Genomic DNA, 25,374 nt, shown 5'->3' on the forward strand with positions numbered 1-25,374 from the left:
TAGTAAATAAACAAAGCAACAACGCTATAATAAACAGAACAATGAAAAGAATCTTATTGGTTGATGACAAAGCCACCATAGGCCGTGTACTCAAGATTTATTTAGGGACAGAATACGACCTGGAATATTTTGAAAGCCCTCTAAAGGCTCTTGAGTGGCTTAACGAAGGTAATGTCCCCGACCTTATCATCTCTGACATTCACATGCCCCACATGCGCGGCAATGAATTCCTGTACTATCTGAAAGGGAACGAGCTGTTCAAGCATATCCCTGTAGTGATGCTTTCCAGTGAAGAAAGTACCGTCGAACGCATCCAGTTGCTCGAAGCCGGAGCGGCAGATTACATACTCAAGCCATTCAACCCGTTGGAACTCAGGGCACGCATCAAGAAATACATCTGAAAAAGAACTGAAAGGAAGATATGCTATATTATATCTACATAGGAAACAGCCAGACTGCCATCGACCACCTGAACAAGGTTACCAATGGCATGTTCGTTGCTGTCTCCGGTGCCCGTAAAGCTGCCAAAATCATAGACGGCATCCGCGAACGGTATAACACATCCATCCTTTACGAGCAAACCGACCCAGAAAAGGATTGCCTTGACATCACCAACCTTCGCAAGAGGTTTCCACGCGTATACATAATACTTATCACCGAAGGATTGCCGGCAGAAGCCCGCAAAGCCTATCTGCAGGCAGGCGTCAATAATACACTGCCGCCACAAGCCGATGAAACGAGCATCCACCGAATGACCCAGTTCCTGCAAGTGCGTCAAAAGCATAAAATGCAGGAATTCAGCCAAAGCCACCGAAAGATGCTTAACACATTTCATCTGCCCACATGGAAACGTGCTTTTGACATTTTGTTTGCCATATGCGCCCTGATAATACTATCTCCGTTACTTATCGGCACAGCCATTGCCATCCGTCTCGAAAGTAAGGGTAAAGTCATCTATAAGTCGCAACGCGTAGGCAGTAACTACCGGATATTCAACTTCCTGAAGTTCCGCTCCATGTACACCAATGCGGACAAGAAGCTGAAGGAGCTCAATGCCCTCAACCAGTACAAAATGGAAGAAGAAGCGGCAGACGATACTCCCGACATCCGGTTCGACGACCTTACAGGCTCTTCCGATGAAGAAGCAAACTTACTGATTTCTGATGATTTCATCATACCGGAAAAAGATTTTTTCCGGCAAAAGGCCCAATCCAAAGAAAGCCCGTTTGTCAAGATAGAAAACGATCCGCGCGTCACACACATCGGCCGTTTCATCCGTAAATACAGCATTGACGAACTTCCGCAACTATTCAACGTCCTGAAAGGCGATATGAGCATCATAGGCAACCGTCCGCTTCCGCTCTATGAGGCCGAACTGCTGACCAGCGACGCATACATAGACCGCTTCATGGCTCCTTCCGGACTGACCGGGCTCTGGCAAGTGGAAAAGCGTGGCGGAGCCGGTAAGATGTCGGCGGAAGAACGAAAGCAACTGGATATTAAATATGCACAAGAATTCTGTTTCCGGCTGGACATGAAGATACTTCTAAGAACGTTCACCGCTTTTGTACAGAAAGAGAACGTGTAAGTATTAAAACTAAAAAAACAAACAGACAAATGATAAAAGCCCATACATATCCCCTATCATATCTCTGTGCAGCTACATTTATTCTGTTCCTGTTGCCCCAGTCCATCCATGCCCAGACGGACATGACCCGTGAAGAGCGTATCAAAATTCTGGAGGCACTGAAAGAAAGCGATACCATCCTGGAGAAGAGCATCTCAGGAAGCCAGTTGCCGGAAACGCGGCACTATATAGAAGGTTTTGAATTGCCGCCCCTTTCCGTATTCATGGATGCCGTAATAGAAAACGCCACTGTAAAGCGGGCACACTCCCAGGTAGAGCAGGTAAAGAACCAATACCGCATAGAAAAAAGAAACTGGTGGAACTACTTCCGGCTGAACGGAAATTATGCATACGGGCGTTACAACGTATTGAACGACAACAGCGATTCCTACAACGACTGGTATCAGTCCACCACAGCCAGCTCCCGGCACACCTTCAACGTAGGAGCCAGCTTCAGTGTAGGTCTCGGCGATTTATTCAACCGTCCGCTCCGGCTGAAGAACTATCGTTACAACATCGAGCAGCTCCAATACACGCAGGAAGAAGTAATGGAAGAACGGCGGCTCAAAGTGCTGGAAGCATATAACAATGTGACGGCGCAACTGGCAACCATCAAAGCCAAAGCGGAGAACGCCGCCCTCTACAACGCTCAGATGAAAATCTCGGAGAACAATTTCATACAAGGTAAAATAGACATCATCTCGCTGTCATTGGAGCGGGCTCGCCGTTCCGGAGCGGTGACTTCCTATGCCGAAGCACGCGTTTCGCTGCATAACGCCATCATTTTACTTGAGATGCTGACAAATGTAAAAATAATCAAAGGGAAATAAAATCTTATGGATATAATACAGTTTATAGCACAATTCTTCTACCGCATCCGTTACTGGCTGTTGTGGGGTGGATTTATTGTCACAGCACTGGTGGCGTACTTCACCCAGTTCCTGCCGTTCAGCTATACTGTAAACAGCAATATCTATGCCGGTGTAACCAATGTTACCAATATTGACGGCAGCAAGGTTGAAAACATCAGCAGCACTTTCGACAATCTCATCAACATAGCCAAGTCCAAAAGCACATTGGAGAAGGTCTCTCTCCGCTTGCTTGCCACGAACCTTGTATATGGCGAGGAGTGGCAGGATAATATGTACATCCAGGCAAAACACTACCGCCAACTCCTGCAGCATACACCCAAAGAAGTGCTGGCTTTGGTAGACCGTTCCTCGTTGGACAAAACCGTCGGGAACCTGCAAGCATACCGTCAGGAAAGTGCCGCCAACTTTGTATACTCCATGTTCAGCCGTCCTACGGAGTTTTACAGTTTCCACGCACTCGAGCAGATAACCGTAAAACGTCTGGGCACAAGTGACCTGATAAGCTTTACCTACACAAGTCCCGACCCGGGTATCACCCAAAACACCATCAAGATTTTGGAGGACGAGCTTATCAAAGCATACGAAATACTTCGTTTCAGTGCCACGAACAGCGCCATCGCTTACTTTGAGGAGCAAGTAAGGCTTGCCAAAATCAACCTCAACAAAGAAGAAGACAACCTGATGCACTATAATGTAGAGCATTCGGTAATCAACTACGACAATCAGAGTAAAGAGCTGGCGGTAACCAAATACAATCTGGACGACCGTGAGGAACTTGCCCAACGAACCTACAAAAGCGCCGTGGCTCTCCGCCAGATGCTGGAAGATAAAATGGACATCCGCGCCAAGATTATACGCGATAACACGAAGCTGCTCAAAGAACTTGAAAAAGTTACGGAACTGAACCAGAATATCCTGGAGCAGGAAATCTTTTCAACGGATACGGAACTAAAAGACAATGAACAGTTGCAACGGAACAAAACCGATTTACAAAGCTCGGAAGACAGAATCAGCCACATTTCCGACAACCTCAACGAATACAATTTCACCAAAGAAGGTGTCGGTATCGATAATATGGTAACAGAATGGCTGATGGCATGTATCAACGAGGCAAAGGCAAGGGCCGAACTGAAAGTCCTTCACGAACGCCGGAACGACATCCTGAACCAATATCGGGAATTTGCTCCTGTGGGTACTCAAGTAAAGCGTAAGGAACGTGCCATCGGCATAGCCGAAGACACCTACCGTGAACAGCTCCGCGGACTGTCCGAAGCGCGGCTCCGCCTGCAAAACATAAAAATGACCACTGCCAACCTGCAAATCATCGCTCCGCCCGAGTTCCCGCTTACCGACAACGGCCGTAAGCGCCTGCTCTACGTCGTGGCTGCTCTGATTGCCAGTTTGATATTCATTACTTTCTACTTCCTCATCATTGAACTGACAGACCGCACGCTACGGGATGCCGAACGCAGTCACCGCCTTAGCGGCCTGCCCGTCATCGCCGCATTCAACGGCATCAGCAACCTGAAGTTCCGAGGATTCCTGAAAGTATGCAACCGCCGTGCCGCCGCCTATTCCTGCCATCAGCTCGACAGGTATCTGGCAACAGGACGCCCTACCGTCATCAACCTGCTCAGTATGGAAGAGCGGGAAGGTAAAAGTTTTCTGGCCAAATATTTTGCCGACCATTGGGCTTCCGTGGGACTTCGCACCCGTATCGTAAAGCACGATGTCGATTTTGAGACCAACGACCAGAAATACGTCCGGGCACAGCAGCTATCCGATTTCTGGCAACTGAACTCCGCCGAGCAGATACCGGACATCATTCTTGTGGAATACCCGTCCATAAGCACTGCCAGCCTGCCTTTGACCGTACTGAAACAAGCCGATATCAACCTGCTCATAGCCAACGCCTGCCGTTTATGGGGCAAAAACGATGATATCAACCTGAAATCCATTAAAGAAATGCTGGGTGACACTCCGTTATCGCTTTATCTCAACAATGCCGACCGTGAAGTCGTGGAATCGTTCACCGGTGAATTACCGCCCAAGACACCTCTCCACAGCTTCGTCAGCCGATTGTCCCAACTGGGGCTGACCGCTAAAAAAGCCGCTGTAAAATGAGTATCAAGCGAAGTTACATATCATCTCCCGCCTTAACCTTTGCCATACTCTGCATCGGTTTAGGATGTATCGTCGCAGCTACTTTGAAGCAAAATTTAGCGATAGCAGGACTGGTGGCGGCACTGCCCGTCCTCTTGTGTATTCTGATTTTGCACCTTCGCAAACCGGAACGCTTCCTATTCCCGCTATTCATTTTCAATTATTTCTTCACCCCATTGGCGCGTTACAGCCGGCAGGACGGACTCAGCGTACTGTCGGACATCATCTGGTGGAGCGTGCTCCTCATCGTCATCATCCAGACGGCACTGCACTACCGTTTTCCCTGGAAACGGGCCGTCAACATCCTCACCATAGGGGGTGCCGTACTGGCAGTGTACTGCCTTATGGAAGTCGTCAACCCCACCGCGTCCCTGGAAGCATGGATTTATTCCAGGGGATTCATTTACAATACGTTTCTCGTGTCCCTAATCACGGTGTTGCTGGCAACATCCTATAAGCAAATCAGCCGGCTGATATTCCTGTTTTCCATACTTACGCTCATCGCCATACTGAAAGGCCTTTGTCAGAAATTCATCGGTTTCGACGCCGTCGAATACAATGCCATGATGGAAAGCGGCATGTACAAGACGCACTTGCTGCCCCAGATCACCCGCTACTTCTCCATCTTTACCGATGCGGGGAATTACGGTTCCAACATGGGATTCACCTGCGCGTTGTTCGGTATTGCCGGTTTGTTCAGCAAGAAGTCCAGCCTGAAAGTATATTATTTCTCCATCTCCGCACTCTCATTATACTCCATGTTCATTACAGGTACTCGAGGAGCTATCGTAGTGCCCCTGGGCAGTCTGTTGCTTTTTGCGCTTATCAGCAAGAACATCAAGCTGATGAGCGCTGCCGCAGTGGGAGGAATTTGCATCTATGTTTTCTTCGCATTTACATACGTGGGAGAAAGCAACTACATGATACGGCGCATGCGCACGGCATTCCGTCCCAATAAAGACGCGTCCTATCTGGTAAGAAAGCAGAACCAGAAAAAGCTGGCGGAGTATCTCAGAAACAAACCGTTCGGCGAGGGGCTCGGCCTGGGCGGTGTGGAAGCCCGAAGATTCGGCAACAGGCTGACAACCACCATTCCCAACGACTCCACCTACGTCAAGATATGGACGGAAACGGGCGTTGTGGGCATTCTCCTTTACCTGCTGATTTATGCGGGCAGCCTGCTATGGGGATGCTACTGCATCATGTTCAAAATAAGGAATGACGAGCTGCGCCACCTGCTCACCGCACTTGCCTGCGGCATATTCGGCATGATGCTCAGCGCCTACGGGAACGCATTCTTCACCCAGTTCCCCACCGGCATTATGATGATTATGTTCCTGGGCATACTGATGAACGGGAAATATATAGACGAACGTCTGACGATTGAAAAACAGCAGGCATTATTAACCACAACTAAAAAAGATTCGACGCTATGATGTCCAACATTTTTAACATATTCAGCATAGACTGGTGGATGGATGAGAGCAACAATGCGCTACAAATGACAGATTCCGTCCTATTCCTGCTGCTGGCTATTCCGGTAGCCTACCTGTTTCTCTGCGCACTTTTCTCGCTCGGAAAGTACAAGAACCCTTATCCGGCGGCAGCCGTACAGCACCGTTTCTTAGTGCTTTTTACCGTATTGCGCAACGGGAAAGAAGTAATTGAATCCGTCAACCGCTTTCTGGACACCCAGCAATACCCGCGCGACAAATACGACGTTGCCATAGCAGCCACCCAACTGCCCGAAGAGGATCTTGTCACCCTGCTGCAAATGCCCGTAAACATCGTAGTGCCCGACAAGGAATATTGCACCAAAGTCTATGCCATCCAGCAGGTTATGGAACGCTACGCTCCCGATGAATACGACCTGATTGTCATCTTCAATTCCGACAACCATATCGTACCGAACGCCCTCAGCATGTTCAACAACGCCTACTACTCCGGTTGCGATTCCATCCAGGCGCACCGCATGGCGGAGAACCTGAATACCAGCATCGCTGTTCTCAATGCCACCAGCGAAGAAATCAACAACAATCTTTTCCGTCTGGCACATACCCGCATGGGCTTTTCCTCGGCTCTCATAGGTTCGGCAATGGCATTCGATTTCGCCATGTTCCACGAACGTGCTCCCAAGCTGAAAGGCTCCGATATAAGCAAGGCGATGGAAACCGTACTGCTGGAGCAGAATATCTACACCGAATATCTGGCGGAAGTGGTATGTTACAGCAAGAAAGAAGATAATGCAGACGGCTACCAGACGCAACGCATCAGTTGGATCCGTTCGCAATATACCAGTACATTCTTTGCGCTGAGGTATCTCCCGCTGGTATTGCTGAAAGGTGAATGGGATTACGCCCTCAAACTTTTTCAGTGGCTGATGCCTTCCCGTTTCCTGCTTATCGCACTAATTCTGCTATGCACGGCAGGCGTCACCCTGCTGAACTGGACCTGGGCTCCCAAATGGTACGTACTGCTTGCAACGCTTATCCTCGCTTTCCTCATGGCACTGCCCGAAGGAGAAGTCAGCCGCCGTCTCCGCAAAGCCCTTTGGGCGCTCCCGGTACTTATGTTTACAGCCGTATTCAGCCATATAAAACGGTTCTTCTATAAAAAGAAATAAGGAGTACACAGCATGAAGATAGCCATAGAAGCCCAACGGATTTTCCGTCCCGACAAGCACGGCATGGATTTCGTAGCACTGGAAACCATCCGCGAATTGCAGAAACGGAACGACGGCAATGAATACTATATTATCGTGGCTCCGGGCAAAGACCATTGCCTGGAAGAATCTGCCAACCTCTCCATTGTGGAAGTGGCGTGTCCCACCTACCCGCTTTGGGAACAGATAGCCCTGCCGCTGGCGGTGAAACGTTTAGGGGCAGACCTGCTGCATTGCACATCCAACACAGCCCCGCTCTGCTGTCCGGTTCCGCTGGTGCTGACACTCCACGACATCATCTATCTGGAACCCCGCCAACAGCGCAGTCCCTCGCTTTATCAGGAAATGGGATGGCACTACCGCCGCCTCACCGTACCACGGATTCTGAAGAAATGCCGGAAAATCATTACCGTCTCCCACTTCGAACGCAACCGCATCCGCGAAACCCTGAACATTCCCGCCGACCGCATTACGACCATCTATAACGGCTATAACAGTCATTTCCGTCCGATGGACGACATAGACATGCAGGTAGTAAACCGCTACATTCCCCAAAAAGACTTCCTGTTCTTTCTGGGAAACACGGACCCTAAAAAGAATACGGCACGGGTGCTGAAAGCCTACAGCCTTTATCTGGAAAAATCGTCCGTAAGGCGTCCGCTGCTCATCGCAGACCTCAACGAAGCCTATATAGACAGGCTGCTGCAACAGGAAAACATCAGTAACCGCCTGAAACGGCACCTATTCTATCCCGGCTATATCCACAACGCCGACCTCGCCACGCTGTACAATGCAGCATTCGCTTTCCTCTACCCCTCGCTGCGCGAGAGTTTCGGCATCCCTCTGGTGGAAGCCATGGCTTGCGGCACTCCCGTCATTACGGGAAACACCTCTTCCATGCCCGAAATAGGCGGTCCGGACATACTTGCCGCAGACCCCCGCCAACCGGAAGAAATAGCCGGTGCAGTGCTGCGTCTCGAAAATGAAGACGCGCTCTATCGGCAGCAACGGGAATACGGGCTGCTGCGCGCCCGGCAATTCTCGTGGAAAAAGACAGCCGATGAGCTGATTCAAGTATATCAATCGCTCGGCATATAAATGACCTCTGCCCATGAAAACCCTTTTTCTTGTCTTTTACGGATTTCAGGAATACAACGGTATCAGTAAGAAAATCAGATACCAGGCGGACGCCCTCAGGCAATGCGGGGCAGATGTACGCACCTGCCACTACGAGGTTGGCAACGACGGCAGCCGGAAGTGGATGATAGACGAAGATGTGCTTGCCGATTTGGGCAAAGGAATACCCGCCAAAATAAAAAAACGGCTCTCGTTCGCCCCTATCCTGCAATACGTTCGCCGGGAAGGCATACAATGCGTATATATCCGCTCCTATCACAACGCCAACCCCTTCACCATACACTTCGTGAGGATGCTGAAAAAGCAGGGTGTAAGAGTGCTGCTGGAGATACCCACATATCCCTATGACCACGAATATTCTTCCGGCATGGAAAAAGTACAGTTGTATACGGACAAACTGTTCCGCCATGCGTTCTGCAGGTACGTCGATTTCATTGTAACCTTCTCCAGCGATGACCGGATATTCGGTCGTCCCGCCATCCGCATATCCAACGGAATAGATTTCGCCCGCATCCCCCTGCGCTCTCCCCGGCACGGCACGAGCAAGGAACTCCACCTGATAGGAGTTGCCGAAATCCACTTCTGGCATGGTTTTGACCGGTTGCTGAAAGGCCTGGGAGCATATTACGGCAACAACCCCGAATATAAAGTCTATTTCCATCTGATAGGCAAACCGAGCGGCAGGCGGGAAGAGAAAGACATTGCAACACTCATCCGCCGGTACTGCTTGCAGCCGTTCGTCACCCTGTACGGAGCAAAGCATGGCGAGGAGTTGGACGCGCTTTTCAACCGGGCAGACTTTGCCATAGGCAGTCTGGCACGGCATCGCAGCGGCATATACAACATCAAGACCCTGAAAAACAGGGAATATGCGGCGCGCGGGTTCGGTTTCGTCTACTCCGAAACGGACGATGATTTCGACCGCATGCCCTACACGCTGAAAGTGCCCGCCGACGAAAGTCCCGTCAGCATCCCCGCCCTGATAGAGTTCTGCCAGCACATGACCGTGACGCCGCGGGAAATAAGAGATTCCATCCGACACCTTTCTTGGGAAGAACAGATGAAAAAAGTGTATGAACAGATTGTCCGAATAAAAAAGTAAAATACCATGCCCGAAGTTTCCGTTATCATCCCCATATACAACACGGCTGCCTACCTGCGCAAGACGCTGGACAGCATTTGCGGCCAGACCCTGAAAGAGCTGGAGATAATCCTTATCGACGACGGCTCTACCGACGGAAGCCGCGGTATCATCGAAGAATACGCGGAACGCGACGCAAGAATCCGGTGGTACGCGCAGCCCAACCAAGGATTATCCGTTGCACGCAACCGAGGATTGCTGCATGCTACCGGCAAGTATATATATTTTATGGACAGTGACGACATATTGGATACACAAGCCCTCCGGCACTGCCATGATTTGTGCGAGAAAAGAGAACTGGACTTCATATTCTTCGATGCAAAACCGCTGACGGAGTCGGCTGATAGCCAGAACATTCCCAATTATGACAGAAAAGGGAAAATAGACGAATCCATACATTCCGGCATGGAAATGCTGGACTATGAGCTGAGCAACCGCCTGTTCCTCACTTCCGTTTGCCTGTGTATGGTCAATCGCCTGTTCCTGAAAAAATGCTTCACAGGCTTTTATCCCGGCATTATCCACGAAGATCATTCTTTCACTATGATGATTTATCTGAATGCACAAAGAGTATGCTACGTTCCCGAGGCCTTCTTCGGGCGAAGGATACGTCCCCACTCCATTATGACCAATCGCTTCGGAATGCGCAACATCGAGGGATACACCACCGTATGTACCCAAATGCAGGCACTCGGGCAAGAACATCCCGAATGGAAAACGGTCATCCGCAAATACCTGTCCTACACCCTGAACGATGTAATCTGGGCGGGACACCGGATATCGCTGCTTGAAAAAATAGAAACCGCCTGCCGCTTCAGACGCCTGCGGCTCGGAAAATATGTAAGCTTCAGGAACTGGGCTGTGTTCTGGCTGAAGAAAAAATAGGAAAAGACCATGAAAGCGCTTGTTTCCATCATCACCGTCAACTACAACGGGCTGCGCGATACCTGCGAAATGATAGACTCTTTCCGCAACCACGAAACCTATCCACACTACGAAATCATCGTTGTGGACAATGGCTCGCGCCTGCCCGAAACGGAAGAAATACAGGAACGATACAGGAGTAACCTCGTACCGGGCGGCTCCTTATCAGGCAACCCTGCATCGGACAACCCCGTCTCCTTTCCCCCCGTCAAAGTGATGCGGAACATCAACAACGGATTTGCCGGTGGCAACAATGCCGGACTGAAAGCCGCCGGAGGAGATTATCTCTTTTTCATCAACAACGACACCCTCATCAAAGAACCGGTACTGGAGGCGTTGGTACGACGCATGGAGTGCGACCCGCAACGCAACGGCGGCGTATCGCCCATGTTGAAATTCGCCGCTTGTCCGGACATCCTGCAATATGCAGGCTTCACCCCTCTAAGTTCCCTTACACTGCGCAACGCATCCATCGGATTCATGCAACAGGACAGCCCGCGCTTCCGTACTCCCTGCGAAACCGCCTCATTGCACGGAGCCGCCATGATGGTAAGCCGGCAGGCGCTACAGGATGCAGGCCCCATGACCGAAATATATTTCCTTTTTTACGAAGAGCTGGACTGGTCTGCACAGCTTAGGAAAGCCGGGTACCGCCTATGGTACGAACCTGCTGCCGTAGTCTACCACAAGGAAAGCATGACGGCGAAGCGAGGCAGTCCGATGCGGGAATTCTACCTGTCGCGCGCCCGCGTACTTTTCGCCCGCCGGAACCTGCGAGGCATCAGGAAATACCTGTCTTGTACCTACCTCTGCATCCTCGCCGCTCCTAAAAAAGCGGCCGTATACCTGCTACACGGACAAGGCACACTTGCCAAGGCAACGCTATGCGGCACTTATCGGGGAATGTTCGTTCAGTACCGATAAAAGTTTATCCCCATTAAACTCATAGTTTATTAGGAATAAACTTCCGGTTCAATAGGAATAAACTTTCAGTTTAATGTGGATAAATTATAATAAACTCCACATGTCTGCGTTCTATTTACGCCGCAAACGCTTCACCAGCGAACGTATCCCTGCCGAACAGCAATAGAAGCTGCTGCACAATATCAGCAGAAATATCAGAGAGGAAACCAGCGCATATACAATCCACATGCCATATCCCCGGGACGGCTCCGCCAACGGAAGGAAACAAAGGACCGCATCCGTCAGCCCCCATGAAAGAACGGCAAGCAGCAGATACCGGAATATATTTTTCCAATATGACTTCACGGACATTTTAAACCCCTCTTTGTAAAGGAAATAAGGTTTCCAGATACTGATAACGGTTATCGAACTGGCTATGTCTCCCAGCAATACTCCCGGAAGTCCCCACAGATAGCCGCCTGCCAATGCCACCGCTACTGTTATCGCCAGTGTGGCAACCGGCGCCCATGTGTCGTGAAACAGTCCGTAACCGAAAATAAACTGGTCGTTCGTACCCCTGAACTGACTGATAAAGAAGTTGGTAAGAATCACAATCAAGACGGAACGGGGCAATATGTACTCCTCGCCCAGCCACACCGTAATGAACGGGTCCATCAGATGATACAACGCGAACGTCAGAAACGAGGCTATCAAAAAGCGCAATGAGCTCAACTCCCAAAATACCTGCTGGATACGCTTCATATCCCCCTCGGCTATCAGGCTGCCCACCCCTGCGCCGGTACTGCCCAGAAAGTTATCGACAAACTGATTCAGCTTGGTGAGCAGCAGCATATAGTTGCCGTAATACGCCACCAGTTTCAATGAAGTAAATGCGTAGACCAGAAAAGGCAAAAGCTGCGTTCTGCCCATTCCCGCCAGCTTATGTACAAACATCTGACGAGCTTTACGCACAATAATCCTATTCTCCGGATATTTCAGTCTGCCTTCCGATACACTGCACTTCAGCCACGGATATACCCGGTTTATCTTCCAGTTCAGTATGAACGAGTACAAAATGCCGAATGTCAGTTCAATGGCTATCCACAGATAAAGACTGCCCACGTAGCATACCAATGCTATTTGCAGGAGAATCTTGATGATATTGGCCGTTTGAAAATAAACGGTGACTACATAGTTGCGCTGGTCGGCACCCAGCAGGGTTTGCCGGTAATTAACAAAATAACTGATGAGAGCGGAAGTCAAAAATGCAAAATAAGCAAAATAGATTACTCCGAGGCGGATGCCGGCATCGGCGAATATATAGGGCAGGAAGCAGGCCAAAAGCAAGCCCGCACCCAAAATCAGCAGTCCTACGTTACGATAGAGATAAGCCAGTACCGAGACAATCTCCTTTATCCTGTCTCGGTTTCCGTCGAAAATCGGTTTGTAAAGCACATAGCCGATGGAAGCTCCGATGCCCAGCTCCGCCAGATTGAGAAAGCCAAGCAGGTTCTGCATCGTACTCGTCAGCCCGACAAAGTCCGCCCCCAGTTTCTCAAGAAATATCTTCCTGGAGAAAAAGGAGATGAAAAGGGTGACAAGGTAAAAGAATACATTGACACGCGCATTCAGATAGCTTTTATGGAGGCGGGATTCTGACATTGTAAAACATTATTTATAAAACCTTGGTTATGGAAGCACAATGAAACTTACTTTTTAACAGCTTTGCAAAAGTCCTGTATATGTTTTTCCAACTTTCAAACCGAAGATAAATACACAAAGCTCTACAATATCCTTTACTGCCGAAGTGCTTGCGGCAATCCGTCACATGGGAATAACTGTAAAGCACCTTATCGCTACGCCCTATATCCAGCAAAAAGCGGTTGTAACGGCAAGCAACCTTTACACGGGCAAGAAGAGTGTCTGACCGCACTCCATACTGCAATGAATCTTTTCTGACTGTGACACAATAAACATACCCGGAACATGCCGCTACTTTACGGGCATGATAATCCACATAAGCGGCAAACATGGCATCGTTGGCGGCAATCGTTTCATCAAAGCAAATACGGTATCTGCGTACCAATTCTGCGGAAACCATCTTAGCCCAGGGTACATCGTTACGGTATTTCAGAATTTCAAGGTCCATGTCCTCCGCTATTTTCCCATTATGGACCTGGCGTGACGGAACCGGAGCCAGTGTATCCGAATCGACTGTTTCCGCACGGAACGTAATCAAGTCATAGTCCGTATTCCGGTAAGTATCCAATACGTTCAGGAAGCCGGGCAGAAAGAAATCATCGGCATCCGCAAATACCAGCCATCTGCCTTTGGCTCTGGCAAGTCCGCAATTACGGGCATAACCGGCTCCTCTGCCCTCTTTGGTAAAGAGAATCTCCACATCCGCCCTGTCACTGCCCGGAAAATGAGCAAAGTCCACAACATCCGGGGAACTGTCATCATCTGCCACAATAATCTGCACATCGTCCCTGGGCGGAATGGAAGCGAGACACCGTTGCAACAGGCAAGGTATGTCCTTATGGGGAATAATGATTGAATATAGAATTTCCATTTCTTCTTATCGTAAAATAAAACCAGACCCGCCCTATGCCTTTTCGGGATAACCGAATACGTACCTGAACCGGCAACTGCAAAGTACGGACATATAGAGATTATAACAAAAGCAGAAACCATGCAACAGGAACTGCCTGCCCCACTTGTCCGCTTTATATCCGGGATGATAAAACTCTTTCATGAAAGAGCGCTGTTCCGCTGCCAACCGGCGCAAATGTTTGGTCCGTAATGAGAAAGGAACTTTCCCGGCAGAGCGATAGTCGGCAATCAATGCACGCTGGAAAAACAGTACGACAAAGGAGAAAGCAGTTCTCATATCCGCCACATTCAAGTCTAACTTTCCGGCAAGCCGTACAGTAATCGATTTATATAATTTGAAAGTTGCATACTCCGATGCAAAATCATTCAGACGCTTTGTCAAAGAACCGGGTACGTCGCAATAGACATAATCTACATGGCTGCCTACAACCACCTGCCGGCAATGAAACAAATATTGAAAGTTGAATATCGTATCTTCACCGAAAGAAATCTCTACTGGAAAGCGTAGCCCCAACCGCTCAATGAGAACCCGGCTGAAAAGTTTGGCAACCGGCCCCCGCATATCCCGCATTTCATCATTGAGAAACAGCTCCCTGACGTCTCTACCGGTATAGACCGACGGAATAAAAGAGGTTGTATATTGCCTGTCCGCCTGCTCCGATACAATTGTAAATCCCTGTACCACAATGGAATCCTGTTCAAAAGGTCTTTCCTCATAGAGATGTTTCAGATAGTCCGTACCTACATAATCGTCCGAATCGACAAATACGATATACTCTCCTTTCGCTTCATCCAGCCCCTTGTTGCGGGCCGCACTGACACCTGCATTCGTTTGATGCAGCACACGGATGCGGCAGTCTCTTTCGGCCCAGTCATGGCATATCTTGCCGCTGTTGTCAGGACTGCCGTCATCGATTAGCAACAATTCAAAAGCCGTAAAAGACTGGGCAAGCAGACTTGCGATACAACGGGAAAGGTATTTTTCTGCCTTATAGACCGGTATTATTACAGATATGACACATTGTTCCATCATCTTTCCGCTCCAAACATATACCTGAACTTAATTCCCCACAGGCAGCGCATCCACGCATCAAAAGCAACCGCACCGACATTGACCAGCAAAAACCTTGAGAACTTATCCGCCTTATACCGGGGAGAGAAGCATTCTTCTATCCACCTCCTGTGGGATGAAAGTAACTGACGCAAAAAAACAATCCGCTCTTTTCGGCTATAATGATTCTCTTTCTTATAGACCGCCAACAGGATTTTATGAAAAAACACCGTTAATGAATCCCATACCCTGACCAAAGAGGAATTCTCCAACCGATATGTTTCCTTATATCGGCATACTCTTTCCAGATAGTTGGAAAAAGCGGCGTATTCGCTGCGGAAATCTTTTATGCAAGTGGATAATGTAGCCATAGAATATCCTACCCTATATATATAGGTGGAAGTATCGCGGATAAGCAGATAATCCGAATAAGGAAGATAGTCGAGCATAAAGAGCATATCTTCCAATCCCGACACAGCAGGAACAAACCGGAGACCGTGTTCCTTTATCAGCCTGTTGTCATACAGCTTTGCCCAGGCATACATTACGTACTTTCCAACCAGTTCTGCAAGCACACGCGAACAGTCCATCGGCAAGATGGTTTGTTGCGGAACATGAACGGTATGCAAAGAACCGTCGGGAAACAGTTTATCGAACCCGCAGATTACCGTTCCTCTTTGAGACTTATCGGCAGGCAATGATGCGTAAAGCTCTTGCAAATAGGTGGAAGTGACGTAATCGTCCGAATCGACAAATGCAATATAAGTCCCCGATGCGTGCTCCAGCCCTTTGTTCCGGGCGCAACTCAACCCTGCATTTTCCTGATGGAAAACTCTTACCCTCTTATCCTTCTCCGCATATTCATCACAGATTTCCCCGCAACGGTCCGGGCTGCCGTCATCTACCAACAGCAACTCGAAATCAGTAAACGTTTGCGATAAAATGCTGCTTATACATTCGGCCAAGTATTGCTCGACGTTATATACAGGTACTATCACTGATATTTCGGGGATGTTCCGTTCCATGGCATAATCTTTCAATCGACTCCGTGCGTGGTATGAATAAACCGCCTGTTCGCTTCCTTTAGCCGGAACAGGTTCAAAAGCATCAGCAGGAAAGAGTAAGGAACCCAACAAACCGCTTTCAGCAAACGCCATTTCCAATATTTGCGGGGAATGGCGAGAGTCAGTGCCAATAGCAACAATATGAAAATCCCCCACCATTTACAGGCCGACGGAGACGCGAACAGGGAATGTGCGAGGGAAATTATGAACACAAAGCCCAGCAGCAACACTCTGGAAAGAGAGATTTGCTGATAAAGCTTATCGCAGAAGTCCCACTTCCCGCTGCGAATGGCAGGTAGCAGATGATTGGCAAACTCAAAGAAGCTGTAATACTGGGCGGACAGCCAACGGCGGCGCTGCCCGTAAAAGCTGTTCGCTTTCTGTATCTTCTCGTCCCTGACGATAGTATCGGGCAGATAATGGATGTGTATACCCTTATAAAGAAGCTTCATTTCCAGCACGCGGTCAAAACCACCCACAGAGGTATTATCCATCATCGCATCGTAAAACAAGGGATATTCAAAGGCCATCCCCGAACCTATCAGAGCCGCCGACATTCCCAAATTGACATGTCCCAAACGGAATATGGAATTGTTTATCTCCTCGCTGATTGCATCCAGATAGGCCATACCGGTATTCAGATTCTTGGCCACGCGATGTGTCTGTACCACCCGGACGCCGGACACGGAGAAAGCATCGTTTAGCTCGGACAGGTAGGAAGGAGCAATAATGTTATCCGCATCTATTACCAATGCTATGTCGTAAGCGGCTTTATCCAGATATCCGAGGGCTGCTTGCAGGGATTTGGTATTGGTGCTCTTCTCAAAATCGACTTGAAGCAGCTTTATGGGAAGTGAAGACAAAACTGCATTGGTTTCGGGCCGCATGTGGTCCGAAATAACCACAACATCATATCTGTCATCCGGATAATCCTGCGCCAGACAGGCATGCACGGTAGGCAATATAACTGCATCTTCGCGATAAGCGGCAATGAACACGGCAAAACGCTTGCTTGTCCGGGCCGGTGCGGTAACGAACGGTTTGTAACGGCACAGCGATGCCAGACTGCACACCAGCAGATATGCCACATTTATCGCGAATAAAATGTATAGCAACCAATCAAGAGTATATAACAAGTGTTCCAAAATCCATGCAATTTAAGCCTGTTGTTCTATGTTCCGGAAAGCCTGCCTGCAGGACATTCGTTACAAAGATACAAAAAACGGGAAGAGTTTGGACAGAATATACAAAAAAGTGGGCATAAAATGCAGAAATAAAAAAACGAGCAAGCTCTTTCGAACCCCTCGCCTCGTGTAAGAAAAGCCCAAAGGCTTTTCTTTTTTACTTGCATCAATTTTGTTACCTGAAAATCAATCTTTCTTTTTACCTCTAAAAAACAAACTTCAATTACCTATTAAATAACACTTAATGTTTAACTTTTACCTTTTTCTAATTACCTACTTTAATCTAAAACTTTTACCTATGAATTAATTCAATCTTTTTACCTCTTAACTAATTACCTATACTGAAAACTTTATCTTTTTATTCTTTTATAAGAGCAATTTCCCAACTGCATTGCAAAGGTAATACTTTTTTCCGTGTGCGCAAACAGTAGGGGAAAGAAGTGTATGTTTTATAACATTGTTTTAGAGATTAAGCGTCTCTTTTACACTTGTAAACAGTTAAAATGCTACCAATGTGACACACTATCCCCCGAAAGCATTACACCGGGTATAAAAAAACAAACCACCGAAGTGCCGTAGCACCTCGATGGTTGTCCCCTTTAAACACCTTTAAACAAAATGAAATATAATAATTACTTTCTTGCTTCTGCAATGTAAGCCAAAGCTTCCTTACATTTCTCCGTAACGTAAGTCCAATCCTCTGCAGCAACCTTGTCGCCCGGGAAGAGCTTGGAACCCATACCTACGCAGAATACGCCGGCTTTAATCCAAGAAGTCAGGTTTTCCTGTGTCGGTTCCACACCGCCGGTAACCATCAGCTTAGACCACGGCATCGGAGCCAACAGGCCTTTTACGAGCTTAGTGCCCAGTACATCACCCGGGAATATCTTGCAAAGGTCGCAACCTGCTTCCTGTGCGAAACCAACTTCTGAAACGCTTCCGCATCCCGGAGTGTAAGCCACCAGACGGCGGTTGCAAATCTTAGCGATTTCGGGGTTGAACAACGGGCCTACAATGAAGTTTGCACCCAATTGCAGGTACAGTGCCGCAGTAGCAGGGTCTACGATAGAGCCCACACCCATAGCCATTTCAGGACATTCTTTTGCTGCGAACTTCACAACTTCTGCAAATACTTCGTGAGCAAAGTCACCGCGGTTGGTAAACTCGAATGCACGAACACCACCATCGTAACAAGCTTTCACTACTTTCTTTGCCACTTCTGCATCTTTGTGGTAGAATACAGGAACCATACCGGTTGAACCAATTTTGTTCAATACGGCTATTTTATCAAATTTTGCCATTGTATTAATCAGTAATTTAATGTATGGAAATAACTCTTTTTTGTTCTTTCAGACACGGATTAGTAGCGTGTTCATTACACTGGAAACCGTGAAATCCGTGCCTGAAAAAAATCATTAGCGTTGTACACGACCGCTTGCGTCACCGCCTGCCAGCGCTTCTACCTCCTCAACTGAAACGAGGTTGAAGTCACCGTTGATAGTGTGCTTCAAAGCGGAAGCAGCCACAGCGAATTCGAGGGCAGCGCCTTGGTTGGGCTTAGTCAGCAAACCGTGGATGATACCGCCTGAGAAAGAGTCACCGCCACCTACACGGTCGATGATCGGATTGATATCGTAACGTTTTGATTCGTAGAATTCCTCACCGTTGTAAATCATTGCTTTCCAACCGTTGTGCGTTGCCGAGAATGATTCGCGCAATGTAGAAATAACGTATTTGAAACCGAATTCCTTAGCCATAGCCTTGAAGATGCCTTTGTAGCCTTCTGCATCTGTCTTACCGCCTTCTACATCGGCATCGGGTTTGAAACCGAGGCAGAGTTCGGCATCTTCTTCGTTACCGATGCAAACGTCTACGTATTGCATCAACGGTTTCATGATGGACTGAGCTTTTTCCTTTGTCCAAAGTTTCTTACGGAAGTTAAGGTCTACCGATACCGTAACGCCGTGACGCTTGGCAGCTTCGCAAGCCAGACGGGTAAGTTCGGCAGCCTTGTCGGAGATAGCGGGAGTGATACCTGACCAGTGGAACCAGTCTGCACCTTCCATGATAGCGTCGAAATCGAAATCCGCTGCATCGGCTTCAGCAATTGCAGAATGGGCACGGTCGTAAATCACCTTGCTGGGACGCATAGATGCACCGGTTTCCAGATAATAGATACCTACGCGGTCGCCACCACGTGCGATGAAGTCTGTCTTTACACCATATTTGCGCAAAGCGTTCACTGCCGACTGACCGATTTCGTGTTTCGGCAATTTTGTTACAAAGTAAGCATCATGACCGTAGTTGGCACAGCTGACAGCAACGTTAGCCTCACCGCCACCATATACTACATCAAAAGAATCGGACTGTACGAAACGAGTGTTGCCCGGAGTGGACAGTCTCAACATAATCTCACCTAATGTAACGACTTTCTTTCCCATAATTCTATGTTTTTATTAAATACTATGATTAAATTGTTTCTTTCAAATTATCACATCAGCTCCTATTAAAAAGCTAAACACCTGATACCATGCAGAGTAAACTAAAAGACAGCTTGTTCTTCATAGCTTTCGTGTGCGGGCACAAAGATACAACAATTTTCGTAATTACAAAAATTGTTATATATTTGTATCGAAAATATTTAGATTATTATTGTGCACGGGCACAAAAAACCATGAGTAAAACCATGAATACGCCGGAAAGAATAAGAATCAAAGACATCGCCAAGATGGCCGATGTGTCGGTAGGAACCGTAGACCGCGTTATCCACGGACGTAGCGGAGTGTCGGAAGCCAGCCGCAAACGCGTGGAAGAAATTCTGGAGAAACTGAACTACCAGCCCAATATGTACGCCAGCGCATTGGCTTCCAACAAGAAGTACGCCTTTGCCTGCCTGCTACCCCAGCACGAAGCCGGAGAATATTGGACCGAAGTGGAAAGCGGCATACACGAAGCGCTGACTACCTACTCGGATTTCAACATCACCGTGAAGCTGAGGTACTACGACCCGTACGATTACCGCTCCTTCGCCCGGGAAGCCCGCAGTATCGTGGAAATGACGCCCGACGGTGTGTTGTTTGCCCCCACTGCCCCGCAGTACACCACTCCCTTTACCGATGAACTTGAAAAGCTGGATATACCTTATATATATATAGACTCGAACATCAAGGAAGCTCCCGCCCTCTCCTTCTTCGGACAGAATTCGCACCAAAGCGGGTATTTTGCCGCACGTATGCTGATGCTGCTTGCCGGTGAGGATGCACAGGAAATCGTTATCTTCCGCAAGATAAACGAAGGCATTGTAGGTTCGAACCAACAGGAACGACGGGAAATCGGTTTCCGAGAATATATGCGCGAGCATCATCCCGGCTGTCGCATCTGGGAACTGGACTTGCACGCCAAACGCGACGGTGAAGATGCACAGATGCTGGATGATTTCTTCCGCGCCCATCCCACCGTAAAGAACGGCATCACATTCAACTCCAAAGCATACATCATCGGAGAGTACCTGCAAAGACACCGGAAAACGGATTTCAACCTTATGGGGTACGACCTGCTGAAACGCAATGTGGACTGCCTGAAAGAAGGAAGCATTTTCTTCCTTATCGCCCAACAGCCTACCCTGCAGGGCTTCGACGGCATCAAAGCGCTGTGCGACCACCTGATTCTGAAAAAAGAAATCGCAAGGGAGAACTTCATGCCGATTGACTTGCTGACAAAAGAAAATATAGAATTCTATTATAACAGATAAGAGTACCGGGCAATCAGGCAATGGAACTGTAATACGACACTATCGAACGAAACCAATTAAAACATAGTATATGGAAACAAAGTACCTGAAAATCAACTCGGCCGACAACGTTGCGGTGGCTATCACAGCACTTCCGGCCGGTGAAAAACTCATAGTAGACGACAAGGAAATCATCCTGAACGAGGATATCCCCGCCGGACATAAATTCGCGCTGAAAGATTTTGCGGAAGGCGAGAATGTTATTAAATACGGTTATCCCATAGGACACGCCCGCACCGCACGGAAACAAGGCGACTGGATGAACGAAAACAACATCAGGACCAATCTTGCCGGACTGCTGGAATATACGTACAACCCCACCGAAGTGAAACTGGACATTCCGCACAAGGACCTGACATTTAAAGGATACCGCCGCAAAAACGGCGATGTGGGAGTACGCAACGAAATATGGATTATCCCCACGGTGGGTTGCGTAAACGGCATTGTCAACCAACTGGCAGAAGGCCTGCGCCGCGAGACAGACGGCAAAGGCGTGGATGCAATCATGGCATTCCCGCACAACTACGGCTGTTCGCAACTGGGCGACGACCACGAAAACACCAAGAAAATACTGCGCGACATGGTGCTACACCCCAATGCAGGCGCCGTGCTTGTGGTAGGTTTGGGATGCGAAAACAACCAGCCGGATGTATTCCGCGAGTTTTTGGGTGAATACGATTCCGACCGTGTAAAGTTCATGGTGACGCAAAAAGTGAGCGACGAATACGAAGAAGGTATGAAACTGCTGCGCGAACTCTACGCGAAAGCCAGCAAGAACGAACGTGTGGACGTGCCTCTGAGCGAATTGCGTGTAGGTTTGAAATGCGGCGGTTCCGACGGATTCTCCGGCATTACGGCTAATCCGCTGCTGGGCATGTTCTCCGACTTCCTCATTGCACAAGGCGGTACGAGTGTATTGACGGAAGTGCCCGAAATGTTCGGTGCGGAAACAATCCTGATGAACCGTTGCCGCAACAAAGAACTGTTTGAAGAAACCGTAAAGCTGATTAACGACTTCAAGGAATACTTCCTCTCGCATGGCGAACCGGTAGGTGAGAATCCGTCGCCGGGCAACAAGGCTGGTGGTATCTCCACACTGGAAGACAAGGCTTTGGGATGCACCCAAAAGTGCGGCAAGAGCTATGTGGAAGGTGTACTTCCTTATGGCGAACGCCTGAAAGTAAAAGGCCTGAACCTGCTTTCCGCTCCGGGAAATGACCTGGTTGCCGCCACCGCCCTGGCTTCGTGCGGATGCCACATGGTATTGTTTACAACAGGCCGCGGAACGCCGTTCGGAACGTACGTACCGACCATGAAGATTTCCACCAACTCCACCCTCGCCAAGAACAAACCGGGCTGGATTGACTTCAACGCCGGCGTTATCCTTGAAAACGAACCGATGGAAAAGACTTGCGAACGTTTCGTCGACTACATTATCCGCGTAGCAAGCGGCGAGTTTGTGAACAATGAAAAGAAAGGTTATAAAGAAATCGCCATTTTCAAGACAGGGGTGACACTGTAACGACAAGCGCTCATAGCCCGAGTGCACGGGATTACCGTCTGATGTTGACGGGTATTCCACAATGATTCGGACAGAAGAACAAAAGAACAAAAAATAGGTAATGTTACCTGAAAAATAAAATTTTTCCTTTTTTGTTCTTTTGTTCTTCTGTCCGAATATTTAGATATGCACCAGAATTCCATCCGTTTTTGTATCTTTGCAGCCGATTTACTCAAAACAATCGTTCTTATAAACTCATGATAGAAAGTATGTCCGCAGATACAAATACCTCTCCCAAGCAAAAGGGCGGCTGGTGGTCGCTGAGTCCGTTGGCTGTATTTCTTTGTTTATACCTCATTACATCACTGCTTATAAACGATTTCTATAAAGTGCCGATAACGGTAGCGTTTCTGCTATCGTCCTGCTACGCCATTGCCATTACGCGGGGACTGAAGCTGGAACAACGCATCTATCAGTTCTCCGTCGGCGCCGGTAACAAGAACATATTGCTGATGATATGGATATTCATCCTTGCCGGAGCGTTTGCACAAAGCGCCAAACAGATGGGAGCTATCGACGCCACTGTAAACCTGACCCTACATATCCTGCCGGACAATCTGCTGCTGGCGGGTATCTTCATTGCTGCCTGTTTTATCTCCCTATCCATCGGTACAAGCGTGGGAACAATCGTTGCCCTGACTCCGGTAGCGGTGGGACTGGCAGAGAAAACCGGTATCGACCTGCCTTATATGACAGCCATTGTAGTGGGCGGTTCGTTCTTCGGAGACAATCTTTCCTTCATATCAGACACCACCATTGCATCCACCAAAACGCAGGATTGTGTGATGAGGGACAAGTTCAAAATAAATTTCATGATTGTAGTGCCGGCTGCACTGGTTGTACTGGGAATCTATGTAATTCAGGGACTTTCCTTATCCGCCGTTCCGCAGATATACGAGATTGAATGGATAAAGGTAATCCCCTACCTTATCGTACTGGGTACGGCAATAACCGGAGTCAATGTGATGGTGGTTTTGCTACTTGGCATCGTCTCTACGGGAATCATCGGCATTTGCACGGCAACGGGCGTCTTCGGCGTCACTCCTACCGAAAACATGAATGCAAGCACCGCTTTCTTCGATTGGTTCGGCGCTATGGGAACAGGTATCACCGGTATGGGCGAACTTATCATCATCACCCTGCTGGCAGGCGGAATGCTGGAAACAATCCGCTACAACGGCGGTATCGACTTTGTCATCACCCGTCTCACCCGCCACGTCACAGGCAAGCGGGGTGCGGAATTCAGTATAGCCGCACTGGTGAGTGTAGCCAATCTTTGCACCGCCAACAACACCATTGCCATCATCACCACCGGTCCCATCGCCAAAGACATAGCCAAACGCTTTCACCTGGACCGCCGGAAAACAGCAAGCATACTGGATACATTTTCCTGCCTCATTCAGGGCATTATCCCTTACGGCGCACAAATGCTGATAGCCGCAAGACTGGCGGGCATCTCGCCGCTCAGCATCATAGGCAATCTGTACTACCCGTTCTGCATGGGAGCCTGCGCCATACTCGCCATATTAATAAGGTATCCGAGAAGATACTCATAGTTCTTCCCGGACACCGGCTGTATTCCGAACGCCGATCAGTTTATAAAACTATTGTAACGGCTGATTACGTCATTATATTCGGATACTAAATCATTATAACCATCCTCGGTGAACTTTCCGTCGCGCAGTTGCTTGCGGAGTTCTCCCAGGAACTTGTCCACATACTTCAGCAAATTATCGTAGTTCGACATCTCACTCTGGAAATCCGCCTTCTTCTCCAACTTCGAAGCTGCCTCTTTCTTGGCGTTGACAGCATCGTAAGCAGCCTGCAAATCTTCTTTCTTGGCTTCGGGCGAATAGAGTTCCAAAGTCTTCTCTATCTCAAAAATCAAAGCCTTTCCGGCAAGGATATGGTCCTTCAGCGGATTATCCATCAGTGTGGCCTCTTCGGCTTTATTGGCATAGGGAGTAAGCAGGGCATAGATTTGAGAGCGAAGTCCGGGAATCTGTTCTGCCAGCTCTTTCTCTTCCTTACAGATTTCATTACCCTTGGCATAGTTGTCGTCCTTATAATCTTCGGCCTTGATGTAGTCGCGGTAAGTATCATAATTGGCATACAGACGCTTGGACACATCGAAGAAACGACGGTAGTACATCTTCAGACTGTCGGCAGCCGAGGACGGGAAGCAATCGCCGGGGTTCAATAAAGCAGTCGTGTCTGTTGCGGAAACCGGCGTGCGGATAACAACGGGCGCTACAAGAGTCTTACCGTTTTTCTGCATATAATCGATAATCTTGGAGATCTCTCCCATGTCCACCATTTTCTTGGTGATGTCGATGCTTGTGTTGTAATAGGATATTACCTCGTTTGCTTCTTCCAATCCATAATCCATGGAAGCGGCATCCTTTCCCTTGCCACCGCAGGAAGCGAGTAAAAGCAGGGAAACAACTGAAATTGCTGTAATTTTCTTCATTGTTACAAATCTGTTTTTAGTGTTAGTATTAAAAGTTTTCGTCTGCCGGCAAAGACAACATAGGTCCGTTTGTTCCTGATATGTTATCGTTTGTCGGATAAGGCAAAATTACGTGGAAACAATGAAACCGGGAAAAATGAGAGGGGGACAAATAAGAGGATAATACCTATAGGGTTAATTTGTTGAAAAAGTGAAATTTAAGCAGATTACAG

At 48.4% G+C, this 25,374-nt stretch carries 21 protein-coding genes; 13 read left to right on the plus strand and 8 right to left on the minus strand.

Translation table 11 applies throughout. From position 1 onward, the window contains the following. Window positions 1-41 precede the first annotated feature (41 nt). Genes H8S52_RS00060 through H8S52_RS00105 form a run of 10 tightly spaced genes read left to right on the plus strand, consistent with a single transcriptional unit; the run spans window position 42 to window position 11,450 of the window. The gene (locus tag H8S52_RS00060) at window positions 42-401 is read left to right on the plus strand and encodes a PleD family two-component system response regulator (protein ID WP_117955973.1); all 360 of its coding nucleotides are present in this window, start codon (window positions 42-44) and stop codon (window positions 399-401) included. A 20-nt stretch (window positions 402-421) separates the two neighbouring features. Next, complete coding sequence (locus H8S52_RS00065) at window positions 422-1,588, plus strand: sugar transferase (protein ID WP_186909115.1); 1,167 nt, start codon at window positions 422-424, stop codon at window positions 1,586-1,588. A gap of 29 nt (window positions 1,589-1,617) precedes the next feature. Beyond that, window positions 1,618-2,457, plus strand: a complete 840-nt coding sequence (locus H8S52_RS00070) for a TolC family protein (RefSeq protein ID WP_128129324.1) — start codon at window positions 1,618-1,620, stop codon at window positions 2,455-2,457. Between the two features lie 6 nt (window positions 2,458-2,463). Beyond that, a complete protein-coding gene (locus H8S52_RS00075) occupies window positions 2,464-4,623 on the plus strand; it encodes a hypothetical protein (RefSeq protein ID WP_186909116.1) in 2,160 nt (719 codons plus the stop codon). Then, window positions 4,620-6,098, plus strand: a complete 1,479-nt coding sequence (locus H8S52_RS00080; protein WP_186909117.1) for an O-antigen ligase — start codon at window positions 4,620-4,622, stop codon at window positions 6,096-6,098. The genes H8S52_RS00075 and H8S52_RS00080 overlap by 4 nt, the downstream gene beginning before the upstream one ends. Continuing rightward, entirely contained in the window at window positions 6,095-7,285 is a 1,191-nt protein-coding gene (locus tag H8S52_RS00085) for a glycosyltransferase family 2 protein (protein ID WP_186909118.1), read from the plus strand. The genes H8S52_RS00080 and H8S52_RS00085 overlap by 4 nt, the downstream gene beginning before the upstream one ends. Before the next feature lie 12 nt (window positions 7,286-7,297). Further along, window positions 7,298-8,422 carry a glycosyltransferase family 1 protein gene (locus H8S52_RS00090; RefSeq protein ID WP_186909119.1) on the plus strand — a complete coding sequence of 375 codons (1,125 nt, stop codon included), beginning with the start codon at window positions 7,298-7,300 and terminating at the stop codon, window positions 8,420-8,422. A 13-nt stretch (window positions 8,423-8,435) separates the two neighbouring features. Continuing rightward, window positions 8,436-9,563 carry a glycosyltransferase family 1 protein gene (locus H8S52_RS00095; protein WP_186909120.1) on the plus strand — a complete coding sequence of 376 codons (1,128 nt, stop codon included), beginning with the start codon at window positions 8,436-8,438 and terminating at the stop codon, window positions 9,561-9,563. A 6-nt stretch (window positions 9,564-9,569) separates the two neighbouring features. Further along, window positions 9,570-10,487 (plus strand): glycosyltransferase, encoded by a 918-nt coding sequence (locus H8S52_RS00100; protein WP_186909121.1) that lies wholly within the window; start codon window positions 9,570-9,572, stop codon window positions 10,485-10,487. A gap of 9 nt (window positions 10,488-10,496) precedes the next feature. Continuing rightward, the gene (locus H8S52_RS00105) at window positions 10,497-11,450 is read left to right on the plus strand and encodes a glycosyltransferase family 2 protein (RefSeq protein ID WP_186909122.1); all 954 of its coding nucleotides are present in this window, start codon (window positions 10,497-10,499) and stop codon (window positions 11,448-11,450) included. A 111-nt stretch (window positions 11,451-11,561) separates the two neighbouring features. Here H8S52_RS00105 and H8S52_RS00110 read toward each other — a convergent pair whose 3' ends face one another. The 7 genes from H8S52_RS00110 to H8S52_RS00140 all read right to left on the minus strand — a co-directional run bounded on the left by H8S52_RS00110 (window position 11,562) and on the right by H8S52_RS00140 (window position 19,782). Further along, window positions 11,562-13,091: a lipopolysaccharide biosynthesis protein gene (locus tag H8S52_RS00110; RefSeq protein ID WP_186909123.1), complete on the minus strand. Its 1,530-nt coding sequence runs from the start codon at window positions 13,089-13,091 to the stop codon at window positions 11,562-11,564. Between the two features lie 13 nt (window positions 13,092-13,104). Beyond that, on the minus strand, window positions 13,105-14,001 hold the full coding sequence (locus tag H8S52_RS00115) for a glycosyltransferase family 2 protein (protein WP_186909124.1): 897 nt from the start codon (window positions 13,999-14,001) through the stop codon (window positions 13,105-13,107). A gap of 33 nt (window positions 14,002-14,034) precedes the next feature. Next, the gene (locus H8S52_RS00120; RefSeq protein WP_186909125.1) at window positions 14,035-15,075 is read right to left on the minus strand and encodes a glycosyltransferase; all 1,041 of its coding nucleotides are present in this window, start codon (window positions 15,073-15,075) and stop codon (window positions 14,035-14,037) included. Next, window positions 15,072-16,118, minus strand: coding sequence for a glycosyltransferase (locus H8S52_RS00125; RefSeq protein WP_186909126.1), 1,047 nt, complete (start codon window positions 16,116-16,118; stop codon window positions 15,072-15,074). The genes H8S52_RS00120 and H8S52_RS00125 overlap by 4 nt, the downstream gene beginning before the upstream one ends. Before the next feature lie 11 nt (window positions 16,119-16,129). Continuing rightward, window positions 16,130-17,302: a glycosyltransferase family 2 protein gene (locus tag H8S52_RS00130; RefSeq protein WP_186909127.1), complete on the minus strand. Its 1,173-nt coding sequence runs from the start codon at window positions 17,300-17,302 to the stop codon at window positions 16,130-16,132. A gap of 671 nt (window positions 17,303-17,973) precedes the next feature. After that, window positions 17,974-18,642 carry a bifunctional 4-hydroxy-2-oxoglutarate aldolase/2-dehydro-3-deoxy-phosphogluconate aldolase gene (locus H8S52_RS00135; RefSeq protein ID WP_117667630.1) on the minus strand — a complete coding sequence of 223 codons (669 nt, stop codon included), beginning with the start codon at window positions 18,640-18,642 and terminating at the stop codon, window positions 17,974-17,976. 114 nt (window positions 18,643-18,756) lie between these two features. Further along, on the minus strand, window positions 18,757-19,782 hold the full coding sequence (locus H8S52_RS00140; protein ID WP_005653084.1) for a sugar kinase: 1,026 nt from the start codon (window positions 19,780-19,782) through the stop codon (window positions 18,757-18,759). A 233-nt stretch (window positions 19,783-20,015) separates the two neighbouring features. On the opposite strand from H8S52_RS00140, the gene H8S52_RS00145 reads away from it, so the two are divergent. From H8S52_RS00145 to H8S52_RS00155, 3 genes are all read left to right on the plus strand, one after another. Then, on the plus strand, window positions 20,016-21,092 hold the full coding sequence (locus tag H8S52_RS00145) for a LacI family DNA-binding transcriptional regulator (RefSeq protein WP_229127770.1): 1,077 nt from the start codon (window positions 20,016-20,018) through the stop codon (window positions 21,090-21,092). Between the two features lie 70 nt (window positions 21,093-21,162). Continuing rightward, window positions 21,163-22,653 carry a UxaA family hydrolase gene (locus H8S52_RS00150; protein ID WP_186909128.1) on the plus strand — a complete coding sequence of 497 codons (1,491 nt, stop codon included), beginning with the start codon at window positions 21,163-21,165 and terminating at the stop codon, window positions 22,651-22,653. A 248-nt stretch (window positions 22,654-22,901) separates the two neighbouring features. Then, entirely contained in the window at window positions 22,902-24,248 is a 1,347-nt protein-coding gene (locus tag H8S52_RS00155; RefSeq protein ID WP_186909186.1) for a Na+/H+ antiporter NhaC family protein, read from the plus strand. A 35-nt stretch (window positions 24,249-24,283) separates the two neighbouring features. On the opposite strand, the gene H8S52_RS00160 is transcribed toward H8S52_RS00155, so the two are convergent. Continuing rightward, window positions 24,284-25,162: a hypothetical protein gene (locus H8S52_RS00160; RefSeq protein ID WP_186909129.1), complete on the minus strand. Its 879-nt coding sequence runs from the start codon at window positions 25,160-25,162 to the stop codon at window positions 24,284-24,286. Window positions 25,163-25,374: the final 212 nt, after the last annotated feature.

It is taken from the genome of Bacteroides sp. NSJ-48 (assembly GCF_014287405.1).
GTDB lineage: Bacteria > Bacteroidota > Bacteroidia > Bacteroidales > Bacteroidaceae > Bacteroides > Bacteroides stercoris.

Bases quoted from the DNA above. Each gene is read 5' to 3' on its own strand.
- H8S52_RS00060 (WP_117955973.1), top strand. From the start codon at position 42: ATGAAAAGAATCTTATTGGTTGATGACAAAGCCACCATAGGCCGTGTA.
- H8S52_RS00065 (WP_186909115.1), top strand. From the start codon at position 422: ATGCTATATTATATCTACATAGGAAACAGCCAGACTGCCATCGACCAC.
- H8S52_RS00070 (WP_128129324.1), top strand. From the start codon at position 1,618: ATGATAAAAGCCCATACATATCCCCTATCATATCTCTGTGCAGCTACA.
- H8S52_RS00075 (WP_186909116.1), top strand. From the start codon at position 2,464: ATGGATATAATACAGTTTATAGCACAATTCTTCTACCGCATCCGTTAC.
- H8S52_RS00080 (WP_186909117.1), top strand. From the start codon at position 4,620: ATGAGTATCAAGCGAAGTTACATATCATCTCCCGCCTTAACCTTTGCC.
- H8S52_RS00085 (WP_186909118.1), top strand. From the start codon at position 6,095: ATGATGTCCAACATTTTTAACATATTCAGCATAGACTGGTGGATGGAT.
- H8S52_RS00090 (WP_186909119.1), top strand. From the start codon at position 7,298: ATGAAGATAGCCATAGAAGCCCAACGGATTTTCCGTCCCGACAAGCAC.
- H8S52_RS00095 (WP_186909120.1), top strand. From the start codon at position 8,436: ATGAAAACCCTTTTTCTTGTCTTTTACGGATTTCAGGAATACAACGGT.
- H8S52_RS00100 (WP_186909121.1), top strand. From the start codon at position 9,570: ATGCCCGAAGTTTCCGTTATCATCCCCATATACAACACGGCTGCCTAC.
- H8S52_RS00105 (WP_186909122.1), top strand. From the start codon at position 10,497: ATGAAAGCGCTTGTTTCCATCATCACCGTCAACTACAACGGGCTGCGC.
- H8S52_RS00110 (WP_186909123.1), bottom strand. From the start codon at position 13,091: ATGTCAGAATCCCGCCTCCATAAAAGCTATCTGAATGCGCGTGTCAAT.
- H8S52_RS00115 (WP_186909124.1), bottom strand. From the start codon at position 14,001: ATGGAAATTCTATATTCAATCATTATTCCCCATAAGGACATACCTTGC.
- H8S52_RS00120 (WP_186909125.1), bottom strand. From the start codon at position 15,075: ATGATGGAACAATGTGTCATATCTGTAATAATACCGGTCTATAAGGCA.
- H8S52_RS00125 (WP_186909126.1), bottom strand. From the start codon at position 16,118: ATGGAACGGAACATCCCCGAAATATCAGTGATAGTACCTGTATATAAC.
- H8S52_RS00135 (WP_117667630.1), bottom strand. From the start codon at position 18,642: ATGGCAAAATTTGATAAAATAGCCGTATTGAACAAAATTGGTTCAACC.
- H8S52_RS00140 (WP_005653084.1), bottom strand. From the start codon at position 19,782: ATGGGAAAGAAAGTCGTTACATTAGGTGAGATTATGTTGAGACTGTCC.
- H8S52_RS00145 (WP_229127770.1), top strand. From the start codon at position 20,016: ATGAGTAAAACCATGAATACGCCGGAAAGAATAAGAATCAAAGACATC.
- H8S52_RS00150 (WP_186909128.1), top strand. From the start codon at position 21,163: ATGGAAACAAAGTACCTGAAAATCAACTCGGCCGACAACGTTGCGGTG.
- H8S52_RS00155 (WP_186909186.1), top strand. From the start codon at position 22,902: ATGTCCGCAGATACAAATACCTCTCCCAAGCAAAAGGGCGGCTGGTGG.
- H8S52_RS00160 (WP_186909129.1), bottom strand. From the start codon at position 25,162: ATGAAGAAAATTACAGCAATTTCAGTTGTTTCCCTGCTTTTACTCGCT.